Consider the following 25,620-nt stretch of genomic DNA (forward strand, 5'->3'; position numbering starts at 1 on the left):
GGCCGGCCCTGTCCCCAGGCGGCGGGGGCAGCCTTTTGGTAGGGCCAGCCTTACCAAAAGATGGGTGAGCGCGGGAGTTCGCATAGACTCCGCCACAGCGATGCTGATGAGTATTCGCGTTCGGGAATCACCAGCATCGGAGACACACTGTGACTGTGGTCGAAACTCCCCGTAACCGGGCATCGAGGGAGCGGGGCAGCGACTTCGCGAAGCTGTCGCGCCGCATCGCCCAGGCGGGGTTGCTCGACAAGCGGCCAGGCTACTACACGGCCAGGATCGGCCTCGTCGGGGGGCTGTTCGCGGGGAGCTGGGCGCTGTTCGCCGCAGTCGGCGACTCCTGGTGGCAGGTGCTCGTGGCGATGCTGCTCGCCGTGGCGTTCGCCCAGGTGACGCTGCTGGCCCACGACCTGGCGCACGGTCAGATCTGCCGGTCGCGGCGCATGTCGCGGATCGCCGGGCTGCTGGTGGGCAACCTGGCGATCGGGCTCGGCTACGGCTGGTGGATGGACAAGCACACCCGCCACCATGCCAACCCCAACCACGAGGATCACGACCCCGACGTCTCGCCCGCCGTGCTGCTCTGGTCGGGTAACCAGGCCGAGGTCGCCCGCGGGCTGCCCCGCTTCATCGGGCGCTGGCAGGCGTTCCTGTTCTTCCCCCTGCTCACCCTGGAAGCGCTGAACCTGAAGGTGGCGAGCTTCCGCGGGCTGCGCCGAGAGTCGCTCAAGGGCCGCAAGACCGAGGGGCTGCTGCTGATCGCGCACAACGTGGCCTACCTGAGCGCGGCGTTCCTGGTGCTCTCACCCGGCAAGGCGCTGGTGTTCCTCGCCGTGCACCTCGCGTGTTACGGGATCTACCTGGGCTGCACATTCGCGCCCAACCACAAGGGCATGCCGGTGCTCACCGCGGAGGACGAGCTGGACTACCTCCGCAAGCAGGTCCTGACCTCACGGAACGTGCGCGGCGGCCGGCTGGTCAACACCGCGCTCGGCGGCCTCAACTACCAGATCGAGCACCACCTGTTCCCCAACATGCCCACGGCGAACCTGCGCAAGGCGCAGCCCATCGTCCGTGAGTACTGCGAGTCGATCGGCGTCGACTACATGGAGTGCGGCCTGGTCGAGTCGTGGTCGCAGGCCATGCGCCACCTGCACGAGGTTGGACGTCCGCTACGCATTGGTAGGGTTTAGACGCAAATAGGTGGATCTGAACGGGTGGGATAGGTGGAGGTCGAACAGACAGCACTGCCGGGCATCGGGCTACTACACGATTTCACCACTCGTAAAGGACAACGGGTCGGCGTCGTGTCACACCGCACCGGCCGCCGGGATCTGGTGATCTACGACGCGGAAGATCCCGACGCCGTGTGCCACGTGGTCAAGCTCAACGACGAGGAGGCCGACGCCCTGGCCGAGCTGCTCGGCGCGCCCCGCATCGTGCAGCGGCTCAACCAGCTGCACCGGGAGGTCGAGGGCCTGGTCAGCGTGCAGTTGCCCATCCCCGCCGGCTCTCCCTACGTCGGGCGGCCCATGGGCGACGCGCGCGTGCGGACCCGTACCAGTGCCTCCATCGTCGCGGTCGTGCGCGCGGGGCAGGTGTTCGCCAGCCCCGGCCCCGAGTTCGTGTTCAGGGCGGGCGACGTCGTGGTGGTCGTGGGCAGCGAGGACAGCACCGCTGACGTGGCCGGCATCCTGGCGGACGGGTAGGACCGCGGGTGCACGAAACCGCGGTCCTGTTTCTCGAGTTCGGTGCAGTTCTACTTGGTCTGGGGGTCCTGGGCGCGCTGGCGCTGCGCGTCGGCATCTCGCCCATCCCGCTCTATCTGATCGCCGGCCTGGCCTTCGGGACCGGCGGTGTGCTGCCGCTGGCCACCAGTGAGGAGTTCATCTCCGTCGGCGCGGAGCTGGGCGTCGTCCTGCTGCTGCTGACGCTCGGCCTGGAGTACAACGCCGACGAACTGGTCACGAGCCTGACGGGCAACGCCCGTGCGGGCATCGTCGACCTGGTGCTCAACGCCGCGCCCGGCGCCATCTGCGCATTACTACTGGGCTGGGGGCCGGTGGCGGCCGTGGCGATGGCGGGCGTCACCTATGCCACCTCCTCCGGCATCACCGCCAAGGTCCTGTCCGACCTGGGGTGGATCGGTAACCGGGAGACGCCGACCGTACTGTCGCTGCTGGTGTTCGAAGACCTGACGATGGCCGTCTACCTGCCGATCCTGACGACCATGCTGGCCGGGCTGAGCCTGGTGAGCGGGGCCATCTCGGTGGGCATCGCGCTGCTGACCGTGAGCGTGGTGCTGGTCGTGGCCCTGAAGTTCGGGCGGTACATCGAGGCGTTCGTGTCCAGCCCGAACTCCGAGGTGCTGCTGCTCAAGGTGGTCGGCCTGGCCCTGCTGGTGGCCGGGCTCGCCCAGCAGCTGCAGGTGTCGGCGGCCGTCGGCGCGTTCCTGGTCGGGATCGCGCTGTCCGGCAAGCTCGCCGAGGACGCGCACGCGCTGCTCGCGCCCTTGCGCGACCTGTTCGCGGCGGTGTTCTTCGTGTTCTTCGGCTTGCAGACCGACCCGGCCAAGATCCTGCCGGTGGCGGGGCTGGCCGCGCTGCTCGCCCTGATCAGCATGGTCACCAAGCTGCTGACCGGCGCGTACGCGGCCAGGAGGGCGGGCATCGCCAAGGCGGGCCAGGCGCGAGCGGGCATCGCGCTCATCCCGCGCGGTGAGTTCAACATCGTGATCGCGGGCCTCGCGGTGGGCGCGGGAGCGCATCCCGACCTCGGCGCGCTCGCGGCGGCGTACGTCCTCATCCTGGCCGCGTTCGGGCCGCTGGCGGCCAAGCTGGTGCAACCTCTCATCACGGCCATCGCGAAGCGGGCCTGATCCGCTAGTTTGTTCGCATGGTCCAGCCCACTGAGAAGACGATCTGGTCCACGGACTGGGACAGCATCGAGATTTCCGGCGAGAGTTACCGCCGGGTGCTGTTCCAGGACGTGGACATGACCGAGCTCGCCGACCACGGCTGCTCGTTCGAGGAGTGCCACTTCAGCAACGTGCGCTTCAACGTGTCGGTGCACGACGACGCCCGCTTCCTCAACTGCACGTTCACGCGGTGCTCGTTCTTCGACGCCACGTTCGACGGGTGCAAGCTGACGGGCAGCGTGTTCGACGGCTGCACGTACGGCCTGCTCAAGGTCGAGGGCGGCGACTGGTCGTACGTCAGCCTGCCCAACGCCGACCTGCGGGGGAGCGCCTTCCGCGGCACCCGGCTCCGGGAGGCCGACCTGGCGGGGGCCCGGCTGGCGGGCGCCGAGCTGCGCCGGGCCGATCTGTCCGGGGCGTCGCTGCGCGGCGCCGACCTGACGCGGTGCGACCTGCGCGGCAGCGACCTGAGCACGCTCGACCCGCACACCGTCACGCTCAAGGGCGCGATCATCGACCCCTTCCAGGCTACGGTCGTGGCCACAGCCCTGGGGCTGGACGTGCGGGACTAAGGCACCTCGCCAGGAATTCACCGCCCGGCAGGCGACTCCTTACCTGGCGTGACCTGTCAGCACAGGGCCATCGCGGTCTGCCACACTCCCGGCAGGGCCGCCAGGACGAGGTCTCCCCGGCGGCGGCGGTCCTTGCGCGTCTCGGCACCCAGGTCGGCCAGCAGCTCGCGGAAGCCGTCCTCGTAGCCCGACTCACCGGCCGCCGACCGCTTCGCCAGGCAGCGCGCGTACGTGGCCACCAGCCAGAAGACCGCCTCCCGATGCAGCCCGCGCCGGATCAGGTCCCGGGTGCCGTCGATGGCGATCGGCCGCGCCAGCGGGGAGATGTCGGAGTCGAACCGGTACGAGGGCGCCCGCACGGCGGCCGTCGCGTCGAACACCTTCTCCAGGGCGGCCAGATGCCGCTCGACCCGCGCCGCGCTGAGGTTCGCGCAGCCCAGCAGGTCGAGCAGGCTCTCGTGGAAGTCCAGCCGCCCGTGCTCGGCGAGCAGGTCGCGCACGGCGACGTACCGGAGGCGGATCGTGGGGTTGCGCAGCCCGGCCACCAGCAGGACGTGTGTGGTCACCCCGGTGCCGAACAGCCACGAGGCGACCTGGTCGGGCAGGGACGCGCGCTCGTCGATGCCGTTGATGAACCCGCGCACCCGGTCCATGGCGTTGGTGCAGCGGGCCAGGATCCATGGCCGCTGGGCGAAGTCGCGTGAGACATCCCGCTGGATCTCGGTGAGCCGCCCGGACGGGTCGGCCAGCACGCACGGGAGGTGGAAGCTGCCGGCCAGGTGGTAGTCGCTCAGCACGTCGTGCGCGGAGCCGAGCACGGGAACGGAGGAGACCTCGAGCAAGATCCCCTTGTAGGTGAATTTTCCCAGGTGGGCCGGCTTGTCCGCGACCACGACGACGTCCACGTCGGAGGTCGGGGCCAGCTCATCGGCCGGGTCGGCCCACAGGGCCGACCCGGTCAGGAACGCCCCGTCGAAGCCCGGCAGTGCGGCGCCCTCCTCAAGCACCCACTGCCGGGCGATCTGCCGGGCTTCCTCAATCCGCATCCACTTCCTCCCGATCTCGGCCGCGGCGCGCGGTCCAGATCAGGACGAACGCACCCAGCACGACAAGCACCGCCAGCCCGCCCCAGATCCAGCCGGGAACACCCGCCGACGCCGCCGCGGACTGCTCGCCGGCCGCAGTAGACACCGCGGCGGACGCTGCCGCCTGAGGCGGCGTGCTCGCCGTCGGTCCCTTGCCGGTGGCCGATGAAGAAGCTGATCCTTTCACGCTGAAGGGGATTTCGCCCTCAATGGGATGCCCGTCGGATGAAACGACGCGCCAGGCGATGACGTAGGCGCCCGGCGCGAGTGGCTGGGGCACGTCGGTGAGCACCTTCGGACCGGCGAGCCGCGGCTTGCCGAGCGGGACCGCCTTGCCCGCCGCGTCGTGCAGCACGACGAACGGGAACTTGACGCCGGCGCTGTATTCGAGCTCGATCTCGTCGACCGAGCCGACCTGCGCGTTCTTGGCGGGTGAACTGCTCTTGAGCGAGTCGTGGGCCAGCGCCGGGGAAGCGGTGAACATCAGGGCGAGGGCGCACGCGAGTGCCGCCCCGAGGATGTGACGTGGCAGGAACGCCATGATGGGTCTCCAGAACGATCTTCCGGGCCGCGCGTGGCGCCGTCCGGACAAAGGCAAGGGTATGCCCCAGCGGGGCGTGCCAAGGGACATGTACTTCAGCCGAAGTGCCCTGGCCCGCCGGGCGGGCCTCGCCTGCTGATCGCGCCGGAGACGGTCCTGCCGGCGTACACGGGGAGATCGGGGGTCACCGGCCGCCACGAGGGCGTGGTGAGCTCGGCAGTGACCTCGGCCGGGGCGGCGGCGAGCAGCCGGATGAGCGGCGGCGGCCCGGCGTGGAGGCGGATCATGAGCCACAGCGCGCGCTCGCCCCGATGCAGCCACCACGCCGTCAGCGCCGCGACCGTGAGATGCACCAGCGCCATGCCGGACGCGGGATGCCCGTGCCCCGGGCTCGCCCCCGCGGCCGGTGCGAGCCGCTCGAAGAGCTGGTGCAGCACCATCTGGGTGCCGGTGGTCGCCGCCAGCACGGCCGCCGGGCCGCGCTCGTGCCCGTCGATCAGGTACGCCAGCCCGAACGCCGCCAGCACCCCGGCCAGGTAGACCCCGAACGGCACGAGCCCGCCGCCCGCCAGCGCGTGCCCGCCCGCCGACACCGCGCCGCAGACCGTCGCGAACACGACGGCCCGGCCAAGACGCAGCACTGACGACGCGGAGGACACAACCGATATTCTCCTCGAAAATCTGGGAGGAAGTCTCAGATTTCACGCGCGGCCGAACTCTCCTGGGCGACGAGGGGCGTCGCGAACCGCGCGACAGGCCATCGTGGCGCCAGGTCGCCATGATGCGTCTTTTGTCAAAGACGCGGCCCGGTAATGACACTTTTTCACCGGCTCTTTCCGGGCACGGGGAATTTGCCATCGGCGTGGCGTTGTGCGCATGGCTCGAGGCTACTGCGAACATCGTATCGATCTTGTTCGGCCCGCTTGGCGGGCAGGTATGGGCCGCATTACAGCCCCCGGGTCAATTGCGACAGATTTCGAGAGGAAAGGTATATGTTCACGCCCAATTCCCGGACAAAAGCCACAGCCACGCCCACCCGGCCTATGGCACGTCACGCGATGAAAAGGGCGATATATGGCTCCCTTTCGATGGCTCTGGTCGCGACCTCGACCCCGGCGGCGACCGCGGACGACGACTCTTACATCCGCGTCGGGGTCGCGATCCCGTCCCCGGCCCCGATCCCGATCCCGTCCCCGGCGGTGATGGCGGCTCCGACCCGGACCCCGACCCCAACCCCAACCCCAACCCCAACGGCGACGGCGACTCCTACCCCGACCGCGACTCCTACCCCGACTGTCACCACGACCGCGACCGCGACGGAGACGGCGACATCGAAGGAGACGGCCACCGCCGTCCGTCCCTTCCCCCACATTGCCGTGCCCCACGGCAGGTGCAACGAGCATCTCTTCTTCAAGGTCAATATGATTTCGCCGCGAAACTTCTTCCTGCCCCGGACCCGCTTCATCGACGGCCCCGGCGGCACGATGACGGTGTCGGTCACCAGGGAGCACGAAATACGCGCGTTCCTGGAGACCGAGAATGAGAGGCTATGGACGTTCACCGAGAAGTTCACCACGGCGGACGTGGTCCGGCAATTGCGCCTTATGGGGCTTCCGCACCTCGAAGAGCGGCACATGGTCTTCATCGGCCACGAATACTCGCGGGAGATCAGCAAAGGGAAGTACGGCAATCTGTGGTACCGGGTCTTCGGCTACCGCATCGGCTGGTCGGCCTGGTCGCAGCTCGGGACGTGCCGCGACGTCGAGGTCGCCAGCGGGATCGCCAACGTGCCCGCCAGGGTGGAGGGCTGGAAGTACTGGGAGACCAAGCGCCCGAAGTTCCAGGGGCGCCAGGTATTCAGCAAGTGACCGGGAAGCCACCCTTCTACGCCCGCTTGTGCATGGTGGCCCTTTGAGGGGAGAGCCGGGGGACCTGGTCGGGTCGAGAGCCGAGGGGGCGAGCGGAGCGGCGCGAGGTCGTGCGGCCGGCGGTGGGTCGTGGGAGACTTCTCGTGGCGCCGGCCGTTCCCCCGGGGCGGCCCGTGCGGGAGCAGGACCCACGGACAGAGGCATGACGAAGGATGGCGATTCCCCCCACGATCCGGGTGGTCCTCGTCGAGGACCACGCCATGGTGGCCGAGGCCATCGGGCTGGCGCTCGGTAGGGCGCCCGGCTTCGAGGTGGTGGCTCAGACGGGGACCATCGCCGGGGCCGTGGCCGAGACCGGGAGGTTCCAGCCCGACGTCGTCCTGCTCGACCGCCGCCTGCCCGACGGTGACGGGATCGGGGCCATCGAGAGGCTCGCCGCGGCGGCGCCCAAGGCGCGAGTGCTGGTGCTGACCGGCGAGGCGACCGCTTCGGTGGCGGCCAGGGTGGTGGCGGCCGGGGGCGCCGGGCTGGTGGTGAAGTCGTCCCGGCTGGGGGAGCTGGAGTCGGCCGTGCGGGAGGTGGCGGCCGGCGGGGTGGTGCTCGCGCCCGGGTTGCTGCCGGGGATGCTCGACCGGCTGACCGGACGGGCGGGGCTGCTGGGTGCGGCGCTGACGGCTCGCGAGCGGGAGACGCTGCTCCTCCTGGCAGAGGGCGCCGGCACGCTCGAGATCAGCGAACGCCTCGGCGTGGCCCGCAACACGGCGCGCAACCACGTACAGCACGTCCTGGAGAAGCTCGGTGCCAGGTCCAAGCTGGAAGCGGTGGCGCTCGCCCGCAGGGACGGGCTGCTCGACTGATGCATTTGCACCATCTCGCGTCCCCCAGCCGTACCAGGCGGCTTGGAGCGGTTGCGTCTCGTGATCGGGTGCCGCGTTACCCGAGAGTAAAGGGGTGGGCAGCGAGGAGGTGGGGCCGTACCAGGTGGACACGCCCCTGCCGAAGGAGATGGGCAGCATCACGGCGGCGCGCCGGATCGCCCGGCGGGCCCTGGCCGAGTTCGGCTACCAGGGCCATCACGAGGATGTCCTGCTGGTGGTGTCCGAGCTCGTGACGAACGCGCTCGTGCACGGCGACGGCCCGCCGTCCCTGCGGATGAGGGGCAGCGCGTCGCAGGTGCGCGTCGAGGTGGGCGACGCCGGGGAGCGGCTGCCCGAGCCGCGCGAGCCGGGTCCGGCGAACGGCTGGGGGCTGCACGTCGTCGGCCTGCTGTCCACCGGCTGGGGGATCTCGCCCCGCGACGGAGGGAAGGTGGTGTGGTGCGAGCTGGCGCCCAGCCTCGCCCCGGTCCAGAGCCACCGCTGCGAGCCCTGATCGCGAAGGCGGTTTGAGACCTCACGCTGTGTCGTGAAAAGCTGCGGTATGGCCGTGGATGATCTCCCACAAGAGGATATGAGGCTGCTCGTCCAGAGCATCCGCGATTACGCCATTTTCATGCTCGACCCCCGCGGCAGGATCGTGAGCTGGAACGCCGGAGCTCAACGCATCAAGGGGTACACCGCCGAGGAGATCATCGGCACCCACTTCTCCGTCTTCTACCCGCCCGAGGACGTGGCGGCCGGCAAGCCTCCCATGGAGCTGGAGACGGCCGCCTCCGACGGCCGGTGGGAGGAGGAGGGGTGGCGGGTGCGCAAGGACGGCACCAGGTTCTGGGCGAGCGTGGTCATCACCGCCCTGTACGACGAGCACGGCGACCTGCGCGGATTCGGGAAGGTGACGCGCGACCTGACCGAGCGGCGCAGCATGGCCAGGGCGCTGGACGAGCGCGGCCTGCTGCTCGCCCACCTCGTCCAGGCCCAGGAGCGGGAGCGCCGCCGCATCGCCTCCGACGTGCACGACGACACGATCCAGGCCATGATCGCGGTCGGGATGCGGCTGCGCGCCCTCGGGGAGCGGCTGCCCGAGGAGGACGCCGCCGCCGTCCGCGCGCTTGACGACGCCGTCGAGTCCGCCGTGGGGCGCCTGCGCGACCTGGCCTTCCGGTTACGCCCGCCGGGCGACGGGCTGGTGGAGGGGCTGGCCGCGTACCTGGAGCGGGAGATGGCGGGCATGGCGTACGAGCTGGCGCACGATCTGAGCGGCGAGCCGCCCGCCGAGGCCGCGATCACCGTGTTCCGCATCTGCCAGGAGGCCCTGACGAACGTGCGCAAGCACGCCGGGGCGAACTCCGTCAGCGTGCGGCTGGCCTCGCTCGACGGCGGCATCCACGTGCGCGTGCGCGACGACGGGATCGGGGTCGCGAACCGGGAGAGCCAGGACGGGCACTTCGGGCTGATCGAGATGCGTGAGCGGGCCGAGACGGCGGGCGGCTGGTGGGACATCCGCGGCGCGCCCGGCGAGGGTACGTCCGTGGAGTTCTGGGTGCCCGCCATCCCGCGCGCTCGTCATGACCCGATCAGCCCGTTGTGACCGGTCGGCCCGTCATGGCCCGATCAGGGCGACGGCCTGGCGGGCGATCTCCCACTCCTCGTCCGTGGGGATGACGAGCACGGCCACCTCCGCGCCCGGCGGCGACACCGCCCGCTCGTCCGGCGAGGCGGCCGCGTTGAGCGCCGGGTCCACGGCGATGCCGAGGCGGTCCAGCCCGGCCAGGGACTCGGCGCGCGTGGCGGCGTCGTGCTCCCCGACCCCGCCGGTGAACACGATCGCATCCACCCGCCCGAGCAGCGCGTAGTAGGCGCCGACGTACTTGCGGATGCGCCGGGTGTAGACCGCCAGGGCCAGCCGGGCCTCGGCGTCGTCGCGGGCGCGTACCTCACGCATGTCCCCCGTCCCGGCGAGCGCCAGCAGGCCGCCGTGGCGGTCGAGCGCGCTCTCCGCCCGCCGCGCGTCCATCCCGTCCACCCGCGCCAGGTAGCCGCCGAGCGCGGGGTCCACGTCGCCCGAGCGCGTGCCCATGACCAGTCCCTCCAGGGGCGTCATGCCCATCGAGGTGTCGACGCTGAGCCCACCGGAGATCGCGGTCGCGCTGGCGCCGTTGCCCAGGTGCAGCACGATCAGGTTCAGCCCGGCCAGGTCGCGGCCGAGAAAGGCGGCGGCGCGGCGGGAGACGTACGCGCAGGAGGTGCCGTGGAAGCCGAAGCGCCGCACGCCGAGCCGCTCGCGCCAGTCGCGCGGCACCGCGTACGTGTACGCCTCCGGCGGCAGCGTGAGCTGGAACGCGGTGTCGAACACCGCCACCTGCGGCACTCCGGGGAAGGCCGTGCGCGCGACCCGGATGCCGGTGAGGTTGACCGGGTTGTGCAGGGGGGCGAGGGGCGCCAGCTCCTCGATCGCGCCGATCACCTCGTCGTCGATGAGCACCGCCTCGGTGAACCTGGTCCCGCCGTGCACGACGCGGTGCCCGACCGCGACGGGGTCCAGCTCCGGTCCGGCCATCTCGAAGGCCTCCATGACCGCGTCCAGCCCCTCGCCGTGCCCGGGAAACGGGCCTTCCCGCACGTACGGCGGCCCGTCCCCGGCGTGGTGCGTGAGCCGCCCCCGCTCCTCGCCGATGCGCTCGACCAGACCCCTGGCCGGGCGTTCCCGGGTGCGCATGTCCACGAGCTCGTACTTGATGGACGACGAGCCCGTGTTCAGTACGAGGATGCGTCCGGCCACGTCCACGACCTGATCTCCGGGGCGTCCTCGCCGTGGTCGCGCGTGTAGGTGCGCGCCAGCAGCCGCGTGTCGCTCATGCGCTGGCGCAGATGCGCCTGGGTGGCGCCGAGCCCCGGCACGCGGTCGATGACGTCCATGACGAGGTGGTAGCGGTCGATGTCGTTGAGCATGGCCATGTCGAACGGCGTCGTCGTGGTGCCTTCCTCCTTGTAGCCGCGCACGTGGATGTTGCCGTGGTTGCGGCGGCGGTAGGTGAGCCGGTGGATCAGCCACGGGTAGCCGTGGAAGTCGAAGATGACCGGCTTGTCCGTGGTGAAGAGGGTGTCGAACTCGGCGTCCGGCATGCCGTGCGGGTGCTCCGACGGCTGCTGGAGCCGCATGAGGTCCACGACGTTGATCACCCGTACCTTCAGCGTGGGTATGTGCTCGCGCAGCAGCGCGGCGGCGGCCAGCGTCTCCAGCGTGGGCACGTCGCCCGCGCAGGCCAGCACCACGTCCGGCTCGGTGCCGTCGTCGGTGGAGGCCCAGGGCAGGATGCCCAGGCCGCGGGTGTTGTGCGCGATGGCCTCGTCCATGGTGAACAGGTCCAGCACCGGCTGCTTGCCCGCGACGATCACGTTGACGTAGTCGCGTGAGCGCAGGCAGTGGTCGGCGACCGACAGCAGGGTGTTGGCGTCCGGCGGCAGGTAGACGCGTACCACTGAGGCCTTCTTGTTCACCACCACGTCGAGGAAGCCCGGGTCCTGGTGGCTGAACCCGTTGTGGTCCTGCCGCCACACGTGCGACGACAGCAGGTACGTCAGCGACGCCACCGGCCGCCGCCACGGGATCTTGTGCGACGACTCCAGCCATTTGGCGTGCTGGTTGAACATGGCATCCACGATGTGGATGAACGCCTCGTAGCAGTTGAACAGCCCGTGCCTGCCGGTCAGCAGGTAGCCCTCCAGCCAGCCCTGGCACAGGTGCTCGCTCAGCACCTCCATCACCCGTCCGCCGGGGGCCAGGTTCTCGTCCGTCGGCAGGATCTCGGCGCCCCACGCCCGGTCCGTGACCTCGAACACCTCCGACAGCCGGTTCGACTCGGTCTCGTCGGGGCCCATCAGCCGGAACGTCCGGGGGTTCGCGGCGATCACGTCGCGCAGGAACCCGCCCAGCACGCGCGTCGGCTCGCTCGACTGCGTGGCGGGGGACTTGACCTCGACCGCCAGCCTGCGGAAGTCGGGCAGCCGCAGCGGCACGAGCAGTTCGCCGCCGTTGACGTGCGGGTTGGCGCTCATCCTGCGCGTGCCGCGCGGCACGGTGTCGAGGATCCCCTCCACGGGCCTGCCGCCGGAGTCGAACAACTCCTCCGGCCGGTACGAGCGCATCCACTCCTCGAGCATGGCCAGGTGGGTCGGGTTCTCGCGGACCTTCGCCAGCGGCACCTGGTGCGCCCGCCACGTGCCCTCGACCTGCTTGCCGTCCACCTCGCGCGGCCCCGTCCACCCCTTCGGCGTGCGCAGGACGATCATCGGCAGCCGGTCGGCCTCGCCGCGCTTGTAGGCGGCCATCTGGTCGAACGCGGTGTCCAGCGCGCGTGCCATCTCCCCGTGGTCGGGGCCCACCATGTGAGGGCGGTAGCCGTACCCCTCCATGAGCTTGAGCAGCTCGGTCTCGGGGATGCGGGCGAGCACCGCCGGATTGGCGATCTTGTAGCCGTTCAGGTGGAGTATGGGCAGCACGATGCCGTCGCGGTCGCGGTCGAGGAACTTGTTGGAGTGCCAGCTCGCCGCGAGGGGGCCCGTCTCGGCCTCGCCGTCGCCGATGACGCACGCCACCACCAGGTCCGGGTTGTCGAACGCGGCTCCGTACGCGTGCGCGATCGAATAGCCCAGCTCCCCGCCCTCGTGGATCGAGCCGGGCGTCTCGGGGGCGACGTGGCTCGGGATCCCGCCGGGGAAGGAGAACTGGCGGAACAGCCGCCGCATGCCCTCCACGTCCTGAGAGACGTCCGGATAGCGCTCCGAGTACGAGCCCTCCAGCCACGAGTGCGCCACCGCGGCGGGCCCGCCGTGCCCGGGACCGGCGATGTAGATCATGTCCTGGTCCCGCTCTTTGATCACCCGGTTGAGGTGGGCGAAGCAGAAGTTCAGCCCGGGCGTGGTGCCCCAGTGGCCGAGCAGGCGCGGCTTGATGTGCTCCGGCCGCAGCGGTTCGCTGAGCAGCGGATTGTCCAGCAAGTAGATCTGCCCGACGGACAGGTAGTTCGCCGCCCGCCAGTACGCGTCGATATGGTCCATGTCCCTGCAGCTTCCTCCACAGGACGTGCTGAATCCATAAATCGCCCGATAGGGTGCCGTACATGGCTTTGAGGAGTTCGCTCTGGTATTCGGGAAATGACCGCAACTCCTACATTCATCGGGCGTGGATGCGGCGCGGCCTGCCCCGCGAGGCGTTCGAGGGCGGCAAGCCGCACATCGCGATCGCCAACACCGCCTCCGACCTCACCCCGTGCAACTCCCACCTGAACGAGGTGGCCGAGAGCGTCGCCCACGGCGTCTGGGAGGCCGGCGGCGTCCCGCTCAACCTGCCGGTCGTCTCGCTCGGCGAGACCAACGTGCGCCCGACCGCCATGCTCTGGCGCAACCTGGCCGCCATGGCCACCGAGGAGATGTTGCGCGCCAACCCCATCGACGGCGTGGTGCTGCTCGGCGGCTGCGACAAGACCATCCCGTCGCTGCTCATGGCCGCGGCCTCCGTGGACCTGCCCGCCGTCGTGATGCCCGGCGGCCCCATGCTGACCGGCCACTTCCGCGGCGCGCCGCTCGGCTGCGGCACCGACGTGTGGCGCCTGAGCGAGGAGGTACGCGCCGGCACGCTCTCCCGCGAGGCGTTCCTGGAGTCCGAGTCGTCCATGATCCGCAGCCGCGGCCACTGCAACACGATGGGCACCGCCTCCACCATGGCCTGCATGGCCGAGGCGCTCGGCATGACGCTGCCCGGCACCGCGGGCACCCCGGCACCTGACAGCCGCCTGCTCGAGCGCTCCCACGAGACCGGCCGCCTCGCCGTGGACCTGGTCCATCAGGGCCGCAGGCCGAGCCAGGTGATGACCAGGGGCTCGTTCCTCAACGCCATCGTGACCCTGGCCGCCGTCGGCGGCTCCACCAACGCCGTCGTCCACCTGCTCGCCATCGCCGGCCGGTTGGGCGTGGACCTCGCCCTGGACGACTTCGACCGCACGGGCTCGGGCGTGCCGCTGCTCGTGGACCTCCAGCCGGCCGGGCGGCACCTGATGGACGACCTGTTCAGGGCGGGCGGCCTCGCGGCCGTGCTGAAGGAGGTCGAGGACCTGCTCGACCCGGAGGCGATCACCGTCACCGGGCGGCCCCTCGCCGAGCACGTCGCGGGCGCCGAGATCTGGGACGAGAGCGTCATCCGCCGCCGCGCGAACCCGCTGCTGCCCGACGCCGGCATCGCCGTCCTGCGCGGCAACCTCGCCCCCGGCGGGGCGGTGATCAAGCCCGCCGCCGCCTCGCCCGAGCTGCTGCGGCACCGCGGCCGGGCCGTGGTCTTCGACAGCATCGAGGACGTGTACGCCCGGCTGGACTCGCCCGACCTGGACATCGACGAGACCTCGGTGCTGGTGCTGCGCGGCTGCGGCCCCAAGGGCTACCCCGGCATGCCCGAGGTCGGCAACCTCCCGCTGCCCGCCAAGCTGCTGGAGAAGGGCGTGCGCGACATGGTGCGCATCAGCGACGCCCGCATGAGCGGCACCGCGTACGGCACGGTCGTCCTGCACACCGCGCCCGAGGCGGCGGCCGGCGGCCCGCTGGCGAAGGTGCGCACCGGCGACCCCATCGTGCTCGACGTGGCCGCCAGGCGGCTCGACGTCGACGTCCCCGACGCCGAGCTGGCCGCCAGACAGCCCGCGATGAACGGCCACGCCAAGCCCGTACGCGGCTGGGAACGCCTCTACGTCGAGCACGTCACCCAGGCCGACCGCGGCGCCGACCTCGACTTCCTCGTCGGCTCCAGCGGCGACCACGTGGGCCGCGAATCCCACTGAGGTCGTCAAAGAGTCCGCTGCGCCATGCGCGGAATCAATCTCGGTGGGTACAGGGTTACGGCACGATGGTGATCCGGTTTGGCGACACGAGGAGGAAGCGTGAACGGCGATATCACCCAGAGCCAGGAGTGGGCGGCTCTCGGCAAGCACCACGAGGAGCTGGCGGGCAAGCAGCTGCGCGAGCTGTTCGCCGAGGACCCAGGCCGGGCCGAGCGCATGACCGCGACCGCCGGCGACCTTCACCTCGACTACGCCAAGCACCGCGCCACCGAGGAGACGATCGAGCTGCTGGTGGCCCTCGCCGAGCGGGCGGGGCTGCGCGACAGGATCTCCGCCATGTTCGGCGGCGAGCACATCAACGTCAGTGAAGGCCGCGCCGTCCTCCACGTGGCGCTGCGCATGCCCCGAGACGCCGAGCTGGTCGTGGACGGGCAGGACGTGACCGCCGACGTGCACGCCGTCTTGGACAAGATGAGCGCCTTCGCCGACCGGGTCAGGTCCAAGGAGTGGAAGGGCGCCACGGGCAAGCCGATCGAGACCGTGGTCAACATCGGCATCGGCGGCTCCGACCTGGGCCCCGCCATGGCCTACGAGGCGCTGCGCGACTACGCCGACGCGGGCATCGCCGCCAGGTTCGTCTCCAACATCGACCCGGCCGACATCACCGGCAACCTCGCCGGCCTCGACCCGGCGACGACGTTGTTCGTGGTCAGCTCCAAGACGTTCACCACGCTCGAGACGCTCACCAACGCCAGGGTCGCCCGCCGCTGGCTGGTCGAGGCCCTGGGCGAGGACGCGGTCTCCAAGCACTTCGTGGCCGTCTCCACCAACGCCGCGAAGGTCGCCGAGTTCGGCATCGACACCGACAACATGTTCGGCTTCTGGGACTGGGTCGGCGGCCGCTACTCCTACGACGGCGCCATCGGCCTGTCGCTGATGATCGCCATCGGGGCCGGCAGGTTCCGCGAGATGCTCGCCGGCTTCCACGCCATCGACGAGCACTTCCGCACCGCCCCGTTCAAGGACAACCTGCCGGTGCTGATGGGCCTGCTCGGCATCTGGTACAACGACTTCTTCGGCGCCGAGACCCGCGCCGTGCTGCCGTACAGCCAGCGGCTGCACCGCTTCCCGGCCTACCTGCAGCAGCTCACCATGGAGTCCAACGGCAAGTCCGTGCGGGCCGACGGCACCCCCGTCTCGGCCGACACCGGCGAGATCTTCTGGGGCGAGCCGGGCACCAACGGGCAGCACGCGTTCTACCAGCTCCTTCACCAGGGCACCCGCCTCGTGCCGGCCGACTTCATCGGCTTCGCCGAGCCGTTCGAGGACCGCGAGGGCATGCACGACCAGCTCACCGCCAACCTCTTCGCCCAGACGTCTGCGCTGGCGTTTGGCAAGACGGCCGAGGAGATCGCCGGCGAGGGCACCCCGCCCGACATCGTGCCCCACAAGGTGATGCCGGGAAACCGGCCCACCTCCACGATCCTCGTCCCCAAGCTGACCCCCTCGACGCTCGGCCAGCTCGTGGCGCTGTATGAGCACATCGTGTTCGTCGAGGGCACGATCTGGGGGATCGACTCCTTCGACCAGTGGGGCGTCGAGCTCGGCAAGAAGATGGCGCTCGACCTCGCGCCCGCGCTCACCTCGGACGAGCCGCCCACCACGTTCCCCGACGCCTCCACCGAGCAGCTCGTCCGGAAGTACCGCGAGCTGCGCGGAAGGCGCGTCTGACATGGGACATACGTCCAAGGGAGGGCACGCGCACGGCACGGAGCGGGCGGGGGCCGTGGTGCTGTTCGGCGTCACCGGCGACCTCGCGCGCAAGATGCTCCTGCCCGCCCTCTACCGCCTCACCGCCGACAGCCGCCTCGACGTGCCCATCATCGGCGTGGCCAAGACCGACATGGACCTCGACGCGCTGCGCGAGCACGCCCGCGAGGCCGTCGGCGGCGTGCGCGACGCGGCCTTCGACAAGCTGGCAGGCAACCTGCGGCTGGTCGCGGGCGACTACCGCGACCCCGAGACGTTCGCCAAGCTTCGCGAGGAGGTGGCGGGCAAGGGCTTCCTCGTCCACTACCTCGCGGTCCCGCCGTCGCTGTTCGCCGCGGTCGCCGAGGGGCTGGCCGGGGTGGGGCTCCACCAGAACGCCAGGCTCGTCGTGGAGAAGCCGTTCGGCCACGACCTCGACTCCGCCCGCGCGCTCAACGACGAGCTGCTCAAGCATTTCGACGAGGACCACCTGCGGCGCGTGGACCACTTCCTGGGCAAGGAGCCGGTCGAGGACCTCATGGTCTTCAGGTTCGCCAACACCCTGCTCGAGCCCATCTGGAACCGCAGCCACGTCCGCAGCGTCCAGATCACCATGGCCGAGGACTTCGACGTGCGCGACCGGGGCGCCTTCTACGACGCCAACGGCACCGTCCGCGACGTGGTGCAGAACCACCTGCTCCAGCTGCTGGCCATCCTCGCCATGGACCCGCCGCCGTCCACCGACGCCCGGGCCCAGCTCGACGAGAAGTGGCGGGTGCTCCGCGCCGTCCAGGCCATCGACCCGTCGGACGTCGTACGTGGCCAGTACGACGGCTACCTCGACACCGATGGTGTGCGCCCCGGCTCCACGACCGAGACGTTCGTCGCCCTGCGCGCCTACGTCGACAACTGGCGCTGGGCCGGCGTGCCGTGGTGCATCCGCTCGGGCAAGGCGCTGCCGACCACCGACCTGGAGATCGTCGCCGAGCTGCGCAGGCCGCCGGTGACGATGTTCCGCGGCGGCGACGCGCCCCCAAGCCCCAACCTCATCAGGTTCCGGCTCCAGCCGGACGCCGGGGTCACCTTCGACCTGCTGGCCAAGGAGCCGGGCAAGCAGCACACCAGGCCGGTGCCGGTCAGCGTCGACTTCACCAAGGTGCTCGGGCCGTTGGAGGCCGCCTACGAGCGCATCCTGACCGACGCCATCAGCGGCGACCCGCGGCGTTTCGCCAGGTTCGACCTGGTGGACGAGTCGTGGCGGATCGTCCATCGGGTGCTCGACCTGCCGGATCGGCCGCTGCCGTACGAGCGGGGCTCCTGGGGGCCGGAGCCGGCCGCGAAGATCGCGCCGGGCGGCTGGCACGAGATCTCCACCACCTTCGACTGAGGTGGCCAGGCGGGCGATCCGTGGTAACGATGGGGGAATGGACATCATGAAGGTGGTCGAGCAGGCGCAGGACACCACGACCGTCAGACGCGTCTTCGGTGAGCCGATCCAGCAGGGCGACCTCGTCGTCATCCCGGTCGCCAGAGTCCTCCACGGAGGCGGCGGAGGGCAGGGGCAGGGCAAGGACGAGAAGGGCGACGAGAGCGGCAGCGGCAGCGGCGGCGGCTTCGGCCTCAGCGCCACGCCCGCGGGCGTGTTCGTGCTCAAGGACGGCGACGTGCAGTGGCGGCCCGCGGTCGACGTCAACCGCATCGTCATCGGCGGCCAGATCGTGGTCATCGTGCTGGCGCTGACCATGCGCTCCATCTTCAAGAAGTGGCGGCGCAGGCGCTGACGTGCTGGTAGACCTGCTCGACGCGGAGCCGGCCGCCCGCGACTTCCTGATTCCCGGCTCCAACCTTCCGGTGCGGCAGGCCCCGCTGGAGGGTTCGGCCTGGCTTGTGCGCTTCCCGCCGGGCTGGGCCCGCACCGAACGCGGGCACTACCTGGCGGGAGAGGAGTTCGTGCTGCTGGAGGGCGAGCTGTGCGTCTCCGGCATCACCTACCGGGCCGGGCACCACGGATGGCTGCCCGCCGGGGCGCTGCGCCACTCCAGCGCCGCCCCCGGCGGGGCGCTGGCGTTCACGTCCTTCGACGGGGAGGACACCTGGGTGCGCAGCGACCTCGACGAGCCGGACGGCCCGACCCTGCGCACACCGCTCGAGACCGTCGTCATCCCCGAGGGCGGCCTGCCGCTCACCCCGCACTCGGCGCTCCTCGACACGCCCGTCGCCCTCGACCGTCCCGCCGAGATGATCACCGTGCCGACCTGGACATGGGAGCGGTCCACCTTGATCCCGGAGGGGCGGGTGCTCGTAAGGTGGACGGCATGACCTCTATGGTGCAGATCGTGGGTTTCGGGGGAATCGTGCTGCTCGGGGCGATGTCGCCCGGCCCGGACTTCGCGGTCGTCGTCCGCCGCTCCGCCGTCTCCGGGCGCCTGCACGGCATGGCGGCGGCCACGGGCATCGCCGTGGGCGTGTTCGTGTGGGTGGTGGCCGCCGCCACCGGCATCGGGGCGCTGCTGGCAGCCTCGGCGATGGCGTTCACCGTGGTGAAGGTGGCCGGTGCCGCCTACCTGCTGTACCTCGGGGCCAGGGCGCTGTGCTCCGCCCTGCGCAAGGGCGGCCGGCTCATGCTGGACCTGCCCGGCCCGGGGCGGCGCAGCACGTGGGCGGCGTTCGCGGAGGGCCTGTTCACGAACGTGCTCAACCCCAAGGCGGCGCTGTTCTTCGTGGCGCTGGTGCCGCAGTTCGTCGGCTCCGGTGGCTCGGTGGGGCAGACCCTCGTGCTGTCGGTGATCGCGCTGGCGGGGACGGTCGTGTGGTTCCTGGTGGTGGCCAACGTGGTGGGCACGCTGCGCAAGGTGTTCGCCAGGCCCGCCGTACGCAGGATCGTGGACGGCCTGACCGGCGTCGCCCTCATCGCCCTCGGCGTCAAGCTGGCCGCCGCCACCCGTCCATGAACCTCTGGCGCGTCATGAGACGGTGACGCCCAGCAAGTGCCCGAGGCCGAAGGTCACGGCGGCGGCTGCCACACCCAGCGCGAGCTGCCGCAACCCGCCCAGCCACCACGGCCGCGCGGTCATCCGCGCCACCGCCGCCCCGAACCCGAACAGCGCCAGCACGCTCACCACCACGGCCAGCACCAGCCCGGACGCCCCGAACAGGAACGGCACCAGCGGCACCAGCGCCCCGGTCGCGAACGCGCAGAACGACGACCCGGCGGCCACGTAAGGCGAGGGCAGATCGTCGGGATCCACGCCCAGCTCCTCGCGCACGTGCACCCGCAATGCCTGCTCGGGATCGACCGACAGCCCCGCGGCCACCCGTCGCGCGAGGTCGTCGTCCAGCCCCCGCGCCCGGTACAGCGCCGCCAGCTCCGCCTGCTCACCCTCCGGATTGCGGACCAGTTCCCGCCGCTCGACGGCGATCTCCGCCCGCATCAACTCGGTCTGCGACTTGACCGACGTGTACTCACCGGCCGCCATGGAGCACGCCCCCGCGATCAGTCCCGCGGCCCCGGCCAGCACCGCTCCCCGCCCCGCTCCGGCCGCGCCCACGACCCCGGCGATCAACGCGAGATTGGACACCAGCCCGTCCATCGCCCCGAACACCGCCGGCCTCAACCATCCACCGTTGACATCCCGGTGGCTGTGGTGCTTTTCCGGCGAATAAGGCCGAGTCAGCTCAATCGTCATTAAATGCCTCCTGATATTTCGTCAGGCAATGTAGGCATATGTCCCCAAGATCCGCAACGAAGGCGAGGCTTCCCTGACCTGCGAAGAAGCGGGTTTTTGTGAACGGGGCGCCCGGTGGGTCAAGCTAGCGTAATGTCGTCGCGTCACTCGGTGTGATCGCGTGAACGCGTATGGCCGCGAGCGGATGCGGCATGCGAGACTCGGTTTATGGGAGACGACATGAGTGCTCTGCCGATGGAAGGCTGGCTGGCCGCACATCCACCCCCCAGGCGGATCGCCCTGTTCCCAGTCGCTGAAGACACCGGTTACACCGTCGAGGACTGGCTGAAGCTGCCCGAGTCCGGGGAGCGCATTGAGCTGATCGACGGGAGTTTTGTGGTGAGTCCTGTGCCTAGGCCGCTGCATGCAGTATGCGCCGGTGGCCTGCGCGCTGTCCTGACTGCGGCGGCCAAGGCCGCGAAGTCTGATCTTGTGGTGCTGGAGACGGTCGGCGTGCGGGTAGGGGAGGATAGCCTCATTCCGGACGTGGCAGTGGTTCCCCGTGATCTGGCCATGGCAAATCCGGCCGTCATCCCGGCCTCAGAGGTGGTGGCGGTGGCCGAGGTCGTCAGCCCCGGGCCGAGCAATCGCCGACGAGACTACGAGATCAAGCCCCCCAAATACGCCAAAGCCGGCATCGAGGTGTTCATCAGGGTCGAGATCGAAGGGACCGACGTTCCGCACGTCGAGGTGCTCGAGCTGGGCCCGGAAGGCTATGAGACGGTCGGCCAGGCCAAGGCGGGAGAGGTGCTGACGTTGACCAAGCCCTTCCCGGTGTCTTTCGACCCCGCCGAGCTGTTCGAAGCATAGGCGGCGGCGCCCGCAGCGGCGGGCGCCGTGAGAAGCCGTTCAGGCGTGGATCGGGGCCGAGGTGGCGGGCTCCGGGGTGCGGATGAGGGCGGTGCAGTCGTCGATCGCCCCTTCCAGCAGCCTTCGCAGCAGCGCGTCCGGGTCAGGGATGCAGGCCTGGACGATGCCCACCACCGACAGCTGCACCGCGTTCGGCGCGGCGTACCGGCGGAAACCCTTCTCCGTGATCCTGGCCGCGCGGCTGAAGCGGCGGGCCTGCTCGGCCGCGTGCGGCACCTCCTGCATCGCCCGGAGGCTCAGCTGACTGAGCCGTCCCGACGGGGCCCCGTCGAGCCGGGCCAGCATCTCCTCCGCCGCCAGCACCGACACCGCCAGCGCGAGCTGGCGCTCGGCCGCCGCCACCGGCAGGGCCGTCGTGGCGCAGCGCAGCGCGATCTGCGCGTCCACCCTCAGGTCGTCGCTGGCCAGGCCGATGATGGACGGCACGAGCCGGACGAGCTTGGCGCGGCTTTCGTCGCTGGTGTTGTCGTTGACCAGGCGGGCGAGGGCGGCCAGCAACGGGTGGGTGCAGGCGGGATGGTCGCTCCACCGCTCGCCTGCCAGGTAGGAGGCCAGCTCCATGAAGCAGGCACCGCGTTTCGGGTTGCGATGTCTGCCACGGGACAGGACCGGCATGTGATCAAGCTGATTGTCCACGGGTGCTCCACTGCTCCACGCGATCGCCGTCCATCCAGTCTGCGCTGTGGCGACCGCCAACGCCAGTGATGTGCATTCCTGGTTACTGTTCCCCCTACGCGGGAAGTCGCACCCATATCCGGTGCAGGATTTCCCAAGGGCGCCGGTCGGACGCGGCACCCCGCGCCCGACCGGACTCCTGCGCGTCAGACGGCCGTGCGGCCGCCGTCCACGTGGAGCGTCGTCCCGTGGATGAAGCTCGCCCGCGGCGACGCCAGGAACGCGATCGCCTCGGCGACCTCCTCCGGCGTCCCCGGACGGCCGGCGGGAGCGGCCGACGCGAGCTGGTCCAGGTCCTCACCCATGCCGGCGGTGCCCTCGGTACGGGTCGGCCCCGGACTCACCGCGTTGACCCGCACGCCACGCGGTCCGAACTCCGCCGCCCACGACTTCGTCAGCAGCACCACGGCGGCCTTGCTCGACCCGTACAGGCTCATGCCCGCCACGCCGAACTCCGCCGCCATCGTGGTCACGTTGACGATCGCGCCGTGCCCCCGCTCGGCCATGGCCGGAGCGAGCTCGGCCACCAGGAAGTACGGGGCCTTGACGTTCAGCCCGTACACCCAGTCGAAGTCCTTCTCGCTCATCTGGTCCGTGGGGCCGAACGGGTAGACCCCGGCGTTGTTGACCAGGACGTCCACATGGCCGAGCAGATCGGTCGCGGCGCGGGCCAGCGAGCGGGCGGACTCCTGGTCATGCAGCTCGGCCGCCACGAAATGGGCCGTGCCGCCCAGCTCGCGCAGCTCCGCCACGGCCTGCTCGCCCCGTGCCGCGTTCCGGCCCGACAGGACCACCTCGGCCCCGAGCCGGACCAGCGCGCGGGCCGTGGCCAGCCCTATGCCGCTGTTGCCTCCGGTGATGAGAGCCCCGATGCCCGACAGTTCTGCGGTCATTTCCTTCACCCCTTGCTGATCGATGGTTGCGCTGTGCACGGGGGTAAAGCCGCGGCCGGCCCCAGGTCCTTCCTGGTAGGCCATCGCGGGAGCTTATGGTCGCTATAAGCCGGGTTCGCGGAACCCGCCCACGACCTGGGCCGGCGCGAAGGCCTGCCCGGCGCTGACCATGGCCGGCTTGACCTCGGGGACCAGCGCCTGGCCCTCGGGGGCGGCGGGCCCGAGGGCCAGGCCGTGGCTGCGCAGGATCGCGGTCACCTCGTCGAGCCAGGCGGGGCTGCCGGAGCGTGGGAAGGCCACCCACTCCAGCCGGGAGAGCGCGTCCGGGCGTACGGCCACGAACGCGCGCAGCTCGCGCGGCTCCATACGTCTATCGCATCACACACACGAACACCGCCACCGTGCGGCCCGGCACCCTCAGCGTGCCGGTGGCCGGGTCGAACGCGGACTCACGTACGACCGGATCGCCGGACGCAGCCTGCACAGGATGGAGCGACACCGCCTGCCCCGCCAGCGACTCCACGACCTGGGTGCGCGCCGACGGGGTGGCGTTGAAGACCACGCTGACCGACGACCACCGCGGATCCAGCCCGGACGTGTCCACGTGCATCGTGATCACGCCCTCGGCCGACGCCGGGAACGACAGCCGCCGACGCACCTCGGCCGCGGACCCCAGCGCGAACGCCGGCGACGACGCCCTGATCCGCAGGAGCTCCCCGAACCCGGCCCGGCAGGCCTCGATCGCCGCGCAGCCGGGCTTCAGCGCCGGGTCGGCCAGCAGCGGCCGGGCGTACGGCCACCTGTCCTCGTTCTCGGCCCTGGGCGGCAGGCCCGCGCCGAACCCGTTCCCGCGAGCGCAGTCCCACAGCAGCCGGTTGAACCAGTCGCCGGAGTCGTAGGAGTTGCGGTCGAGGGACTTCGACCGCAGCCGCTCGCTGCCCGCGTGCACGAACGCCGTCCCCTGCGCCAGCAGGACCGTGGCCAGCGACAACACCTGCATGCGCACCCGGTCGGCCATCGGCGTCCGCTGCGGCAGCTTGTACGCCAGCGCGTCGAAGAGCGTCTCGTTGTCGTGCGCGTCCACGTACGCCACCGCCTCGCCCGGCGCGGCCGTGTAGCCGGCGGGAGAGCCGTTGTAGGAGATCTCCGAGCTCTGCCTCCCCGAGGGCAGCACGTAGTCGCGCAGGCTGCCGGTCAGCCCGATCCTGACGAGGTCGGCGTAATAGGCCAGCCTGGCCCGCTGCTGGTCGGCCGGGCCGTTGGCGGGGGACCCGTTGGGCGCGTCCGCCAGCCCCGAGCCGAACCCCTGCACGCGGGGGTCGGCGTCGAACGGGCTGCCTCCGCGCACCGCGTCGCGCAGCCTGTCGTTGAACGTGCCGATGCCGGTCCCCGCCAGGTTCGCCTGCGTGGCCTGCTCGAACCTGGCGCCGCCGGCCACCTCGCCGAAGTTCCAGCCCTCGCCGTACAGGATGATCGACTTGCCGTCCACGCCGTCCTCGGCCGGGGTCAGCTCGTCGAGGGCGCGGCGGACGGCGAGGAGGTTCGCCTTCGGGTGGTGACCCATGAGGTCGAAGCGGAAACCGTCGATCTTGTACTGCCTCGCCCAGGTGACGACCGAGTCGACGACCAGCCTGCCCATCATCATGTGCTCGGGCGCGGTGTTGGCGCAGCAGGTCGAGTCGGCCACCCTCCCGTCCTCCAGCAGCCGGTGGTAGTAGCCGGGCACGATCGGGTCGAGCACGCCGGTGGAGTGGGTGTGGTTGTAGACCACGTCCATCACCACGCGCAGCCCGGCCCGGTTGAGCGCGGCGACCATGCCACGGAACTCCCTGACCCTTTCGTCAGGGTCCGTCGCGTACGAGCCCTCGGGCACCGTGTAGTGCAGCGGGTCGTACCCCCAGTTGAAGGAGTCGGTCGCGGCCGTGCGCGCCACGCACTCCTGCTGCTGGTCGGAGTCAGGGGGCAGCGCGGCGAAGTCGCAGTCCGGTTCGGTCCTGCCGGCCTTCCGCTCGGGGACTGTGGCGAAGTCGAAGACCGGCAGCAGGTGCACGTGCGTCAGCCCGTCCTCGGCCAGCGCCCGCAGCTCACGCATCCCGGCGGAGTCCACGCCGAAGGCCGCGTACGTGCCGCGCAGTTCGACCGGCACGCTCGCGTCGGAGGCGGAGAAGTCGCGAACGTGCAGCTCGTAGATCGACGCCCGGTGCTGGGGGACGGCCGGGGGCTTGGCGAGGCGGTCCCAGCCGGGCGGCTTGAGGGCGGCGCTGTCCAGGCTGACGAGCCTGCTGCGCCCGCCGTCCGGCGTCACGGCGAGCCCGTACGGGTCGGTGACCTCGTTCGTCCCCGAGTGGAGCGTGACGAGGAACGTGTACTCGCGGCCCCACCACGTCGGCAGCCCGCGTACCGACCAGATGCCGGTCTCGTCGTCGCGCCGCATGGGGTGGAGGGTGCGGCGGGAGCCGTACAGGGCCAGCTCGACCTTCCGCGCGGTCGGCGCCCACAGTGAGAGCCTCGGGAACACCCGGCCCGCCGGCCCGATCCTGGCGCCCGCGGCCGCGGCGTAGAGGTCGTCGAGCACGCCGGGGATCTGCACGCCCGTGGCCGCCAGCAGCGTACCCGAGGCGTCCCGCTCCTCGGCCACGACGCGCTCGCGCAGCGCCGCACGCACCAGGCCGGCGTCGCGCGGGTCCACCTTCAGCGCGGTGTACGACGCCAGGTGCGGCCACCTGCTCCGCTGCTCGTCGCTCAGCGTCCCGGGCTCCAGGCGGATGACCCCGGTGCCGAAGGCCAGGGAGTGCTGGTGCGACGGATCGACCTGCCACGCCACCGTGTCCCGGTCGATCCAGTGGGCCCTCGCCTCGCCCTCACGGATCACGACGTCTTGCAATCCTTTCTGGAAATTTCTGAAACCTTCCGAACCGCTCCCTGACGGAGAAGATCGGTGAGCAAGGGTCCACGATAGGGGACGGCCTGCGAAAACGCCGATGGACACGGCGTAACGCGGCCGACGCGCCGCCATCGCGGGC

At 70.8% G+C, this 25,620-nt stretch carries 26 protein-coding genes; 15 read left to right on the forward strand and 11 right to left on the reverse strand.

What is annotated here, in order from left to right; genetic code table 11:
• Positions 1-149: 149 nt before the first annotated feature.
• The 4 genes from ACQPWU_RS24935 (at position 150) to ACQPWU_RS24950 (ending at position 3,486) form a co-directional block, all read left to right on the forward strand.
• Complete coding sequence (locus tag ACQPWU_RS24935) at positions 150-1,190, forward strand: fatty acid desaturase family protein (protein WP_433444104.1); 1,041 nt, start codon at positions 150-152, stop codon at positions 1,188-1,190.
• Positions 1,191-1,304: 114 nt separating this feature from the next.
• Positions 1,305-1,706, forward strand: coding sequence for a TrkA C-terminal domain-containing protein (locus ACQPWU_RS24940; RefSeq protein WP_433444106.1), 402 nt, complete (start codon positions 1,305-1,307; stop codon positions 1,704-1,706).
• 8 nt (positions 1,707-1,714) lie between these two features.
• Positions 1,715-2,875 carry a cation:proton antiporter gene (locus ACQPWU_RS24945; RefSeq protein ID WP_433444108.1) on the forward strand — a complete coding sequence of 387 codons (1,161 nt, stop codon included), beginning with the start codon at positions 1,715-1,717 and terminating at the stop codon, positions 2,873-2,875.
• A 17-nt stretch (positions 2,876-2,892) separates the two neighbouring features.
• Positions 2,893-3,486, forward strand: coding sequence for a pentapeptide repeat-containing protein (locus tag ACQPWU_RS24950; protein WP_433444110.1), 594 nt, complete (start codon positions 2,893-2,895; stop codon positions 3,484-3,486).
• 56 nt (positions 3,487-3,542) lie between these two features.
• Here the strand turns inward: ACQPWU_RS24950 and ACQPWU_RS24955 are convergent, their stop codons facing one another.
• The 4 genes from ACQPWU_RS24955 to ACQPWU_RS24970 all read right to left on the reverse strand — a co-directional run bounded on the left by ACQPWU_RS24955 (position 3,543) and on the right by ACQPWU_RS24970 (position 6,526).
• Complete coding sequence (locus tag ACQPWU_RS24955) at positions 3,543-4,532, reverse strand: hypothetical protein (protein ID WP_433444112.1); 990 nt, start codon at positions 4,530-4,532, stop codon at positions 3,543-3,545.
• Complete coding sequence (locus tag ACQPWU_RS24960; protein ID WP_433444114.1) at positions 4,522-5,112, reverse strand: copper resistance CopC family protein; 591 nt, start codon at positions 5,110-5,112, stop codon at positions 4,522-4,524. Before ACQPWU_RS24960 ends, ACQPWU_RS24955 begins: the two co-directional genes overlap by 11 nt.
• A 95-nt stretch (positions 5,113-5,207) precedes the next feature.
• Positions 5,208-5,771 carry a hypothetical protein gene (locus ACQPWU_RS24965; protein ID WP_433444116.1) on the reverse strand — a complete coding sequence of 188 codons (564 nt, stop codon included), beginning with the start codon at positions 5,769-5,771 and terminating at the stop codon, positions 5,208-5,210.
• A 479-nt stretch (positions 5,772-6,250) separates the two neighbouring features.
• Complete coding sequence (locus ACQPWU_RS24970; RefSeq protein ID WP_433444118.1) at positions 6,251-6,526, reverse strand: hypothetical protein; 276 nt, start codon at positions 6,524-6,526, stop codon at positions 6,251-6,253.
• A 7-nt stretch (positions 6,527-6,533) separates the two neighbouring features.
• Here ACQPWU_RS24970 and ACQPWU_RS24975 point away from each other — a divergent pair, with 7 nt between their 5' ends.
• The 4 genes from ACQPWU_RS24975 (at position 6,534) to ACQPWU_RS24990 (ending at position 9,446) form a co-directional block, all read left to right on the forward strand.
• Entirely contained in the window at positions 6,534-6,980 is a 447-nt protein-coding gene (locus ACQPWU_RS24975; RefSeq protein ID WP_433444120.1) for a hypothetical protein, read from the forward strand.
• Positions 6,981-7,192: 212 nt separating this feature from the next.
• Complete coding sequence (locus tag ACQPWU_RS24980; protein ID WP_433444122.1) at positions 7,193-7,837, forward strand: response regulator transcription factor; 645 nt, start codon at positions 7,193-7,195, stop codon at positions 7,835-7,837.
• Between the two features lie 94 nt (positions 7,838-7,931).
• Complete coding sequence (locus ACQPWU_RS24985) at positions 7,932-8,351, forward strand: ATP-binding protein (protein ID WP_360707179.1); 420 nt, start codon at positions 7,932-7,934, stop codon at positions 8,349-8,351.
• 78 nt (positions 8,352-8,429) lie between these two features.
• On the forward strand, positions 8,430-9,446 hold the full coding sequence (locus ACQPWU_RS24990) for a PAS domain-containing sensor histidine kinase (protein WP_433444124.1): 1,017 nt from the start codon (positions 8,430-8,432) through the stop codon (positions 9,444-9,446).
• Between the two features lie 12 nt (positions 9,447-9,458).
• On the opposite strand, the gene ACQPWU_RS24995 is transcribed toward ACQPWU_RS24990, so the two are convergent.
• Both ACQPWU_RS24995 and ACQPWU_RS25000 read right to left on the reverse strand, forming a co-directional pair.
• Entirely contained in the window at positions 9,459-10,637 is a 1,179-nt protein-coding gene (locus tag ACQPWU_RS24995) for an acetate/propionate family kinase (RefSeq protein ID WP_433444126.1), read from the reverse strand.
• On the reverse strand, positions 10,613-12,916 hold the full coding sequence (locus ACQPWU_RS25000; protein WP_433444128.1) for a phosphoketolase family protein: 2,304 nt from the start codon (positions 12,914-12,916) through the stop codon (positions 10,613-10,615). The genes ACQPWU_RS24995 and ACQPWU_RS25000 overlap by 25 nt, the downstream gene beginning before the upstream one ends.
• 62 nt (positions 12,917-12,978) lie before the next feature.
• On the opposite strand from ACQPWU_RS25000, the gene ACQPWU_RS25005 reads away from it, so the two are divergent.
• The 6 genes from ACQPWU_RS25005 to ACQPWU_RS25030 all read left to right on the forward strand — a co-directional run bounded on the left by ACQPWU_RS25005 (position 12,979) and on the right by ACQPWU_RS25030 (position 19,385).
• Positions 12,979-14,685, forward strand: a complete 1,707-nt coding sequence (locus ACQPWU_RS25005) for an IlvD/Edd family dehydratase (protein WP_433444130.1) — start codon at positions 12,979-12,981, stop codon at positions 14,683-14,685.
• 99 nt (positions 14,686-14,784) lie between these two features.
• Positions 14,785-16,416, forward strand: coding sequence for a glucose-6-phosphate isomerase (pgi, locus tag ACQPWU_RS25010; protein ID WP_433444132.1), 1,632 nt, complete (start codon positions 14,785-14,787; stop codon positions 16,414-16,416).
• Position 16,417: 1 nt separating this feature from the next.
• Positions 16,418-17,821, forward strand: coding sequence for a glucose-6-phosphate dehydrogenase (gene zwf, locus ACQPWU_RS25015; protein ID WP_433444134.1), 1,404 nt, complete (start codon positions 16,418-16,420; stop codon positions 17,819-17,821).
• 37 nt (positions 17,822-17,858) lie between these two features.
• Complete coding sequence (locus ACQPWU_RS25020) at positions 17,859-18,215, forward strand: spore germination protein GerW family protein (RefSeq protein WP_433444136.1); 357 nt, start codon at positions 17,859-17,861, stop codon at positions 18,213-18,215.
• Between the two features lies 1 nt (position 18,216).
• Positions 18,217-18,753 carry a hypothetical protein gene (locus ACQPWU_RS25025; RefSeq protein WP_433444138.1) on the forward strand — a complete coding sequence of 179 codons (537 nt, stop codon included), beginning with the start codon at positions 18,217-18,219 and terminating at the stop codon, positions 18,751-18,753.
• On the forward strand, positions 18,750-19,385 hold the full coding sequence (locus ACQPWU_RS25030) for a LysE family translocator (protein WP_433444140.1): 636 nt from the start codon (positions 18,750-18,752) through the stop codon (positions 19,383-19,385). The genes ACQPWU_RS25025 and ACQPWU_RS25030 overlap by 4 nt, the downstream gene beginning before the upstream one ends.
• 12 nt (positions 19,386-19,397) lie before the next feature.
• Here the strand turns inward: ACQPWU_RS25030 and ACQPWU_RS25035 are convergent, their stop codons facing one another.
• Positions 19,398-20,048 (reverse strand): VIT1/CCC1 transporter family protein, encoded by a 651-nt coding sequence (locus ACQPWU_RS25035; protein WP_433444142.1) that lies wholly within the window; start codon positions 20,046-20,048, stop codon positions 19,398-19,400.
• Positions 20,049-20,339: 291 nt separating this feature from the next.
• Between ACQPWU_RS25035 and ACQPWU_RS25040 the strand changes: the two genes are divergently transcribed.
• Positions 20,340-20,969, forward strand: coding sequence for a Uma2 family endonuclease (locus ACQPWU_RS25040; protein WP_433444144.1), 630 nt, complete (start codon positions 20,340-20,342; stop codon positions 20,967-20,969).
• A 39-nt stretch (positions 20,970-21,008) separates the two neighbouring features.
• Here ACQPWU_RS25040 and ACQPWU_RS25045 read toward each other — a convergent pair whose 3' ends face one another.
• The 4 genes from ACQPWU_RS25045 to pulA all read right to left on the reverse strand — a co-directional run bounded on the left by ACQPWU_RS25045 (position 21,009) and on the right by pulA (position 25,469).
• A complete protein-coding gene (locus ACQPWU_RS25045) occupies positions 21,009-21,665 on the reverse strand; it encodes a hypothetical protein (protein ID WP_433444146.1) in 657 nt (218 codons plus the stop codon).
• Positions 21,666-21,850: 185 nt separating this feature from the next.
• On the reverse strand, positions 21,851-22,597 hold the full coding sequence (locus ACQPWU_RS25050) for an SDR family NAD(P)-dependent oxidoreductase (protein ID WP_433444147.1): 747 nt from the start codon (positions 22,595-22,597) through the stop codon (positions 21,851-21,853).
• 102 nt (positions 22,598-22,699) lie between these two features.
• Complete coding sequence (locus ACQPWU_RS25055; RefSeq protein WP_433444148.1) at positions 22,700-22,963, reverse strand: hypothetical protein; 264 nt, start codon at positions 22,961-22,963, stop codon at positions 22,700-22,702.
• A gap of 4 nt (positions 22,964-22,967) precedes the next feature.
• Positions 22,968-25,469 carry a pullulanase-type alpha-1,6-glucosidase gene (pulA, locus tag ACQPWU_RS25060; RefSeq protein WP_433444149.1) on the reverse strand — a complete coding sequence of 834 codons (2,502 nt, stop codon included), beginning with the start codon at positions 25,467-25,469 and terminating at the stop codon, positions 22,968-22,970.
• Positions 25,470-25,620: the final 151 nt, after the last annotated feature.

It is taken from the genome of Nonomuraea sp. CA-141351, assembly GCF_050944675.1.
In the GTDB taxonomy this organism is placed as follows: domain Bacteria; phylum Actinomycetota; class Actinomycetes; order Streptosporangiales; family Streptosporangiaceae; genus Nonomuraea.

Bases quoted from the DNA above. Each gene is read 5' to 3' on its own strand.
- ACQPWU_RS25050 (WP_433444147.1), bottom strand. From the start codon at position 22,597: ATGACCGCAGAACTGTCGGGCATCGGGGCTCTCATCACCGGAGGCAAC.
- ACQPWU_RS25020 (WP_433444136.1), top strand. From the start codon at position 17,859: ATGGACATCATGAAGGTGGTCGAGCAGGCGCAGGACACCACGACCGTC.
- ACQPWU_RS24980 (WP_433444122.1), top strand. From the start codon at position 7,193: ATGGCGATTCCCCCCACGATCCGGGTGGTCCTCGTCGAGGACCACGCC.
- ACQPWU_RS25055 (WP_433444148.1), bottom strand. From the start codon at position 22,963: ATGGAGCCGCGCGAGCTGCGCGCGTTCGTGGCCGTACGCCCGGACGCG.
- ACQPWU_RS24990 (WP_433444124.1), top strand. From the start codon at position 8,430: ATGAGGCTGCTCGTCCAGAGCATCCGCGATTACGCCATTTTCATGCTC.
- ACQPWU_RS24960 (WP_433444114.1), bottom strand. From the start codon at position 5,112: ATGGCGTTCCTGCCACGTCACATCCTCGGGGCGGCACTCGCGTGCGCC.
- ACQPWU_RS25040 (WP_433444144.1), top strand. From the start codon at position 20,340: ATGAGTGCTCTGCCGATGGAAGGCTGGCTGGCCGCACATCCACCCCCC.
- ACQPWU_RS24950 (WP_433444110.1), top strand. From the start codon at position 2,893: ATGGTCCAGCCCACTGAGAAGACGATCTGGTCCACGGACTGGGACAGC.
- zwf (WP_433444134.1), top strand. From the start codon at position 16,418: ATGGGACATACGTCCAAGGGAGGGCACGCGCACGGCACGGAGCGGGCG.
- ACQPWU_RS24955 (WP_433444112.1), bottom strand. From the start codon at position 4,532: ATGCGGATTGAGGAAGCCCGGCAGATCGCCCGGCAGTGGGTGCTTGAG.
- ACQPWU_RS25030 (WP_433444140.1), top strand. From the start codon at position 18,750: ATGACCTCTATGGTGCAGATCGTGGGTTTCGGGGGAATCGTGCTGCTC.
- ACQPWU_RS24975 (WP_433444120.1), top strand. From the start codon at position 6,534: ATGATTTCGCCGCGAAACTTCTTCCTGCCCCGGACCCGCTTCATCGAC.
- ACQPWU_RS25000 (WP_433444128.1), bottom strand. From the start codon at position 12,916: ATGGACCATATCGACGCGTACTGGCGGGCGGCGAACTACCTGTCCGTC.
- ACQPWU_RS25005 (WP_433444130.1), top strand. From the start codon at position 12,979: ATGGCTTTGAGGAGTTCGCTCTGGTATTCGGGAAATGACCGCAACTCC.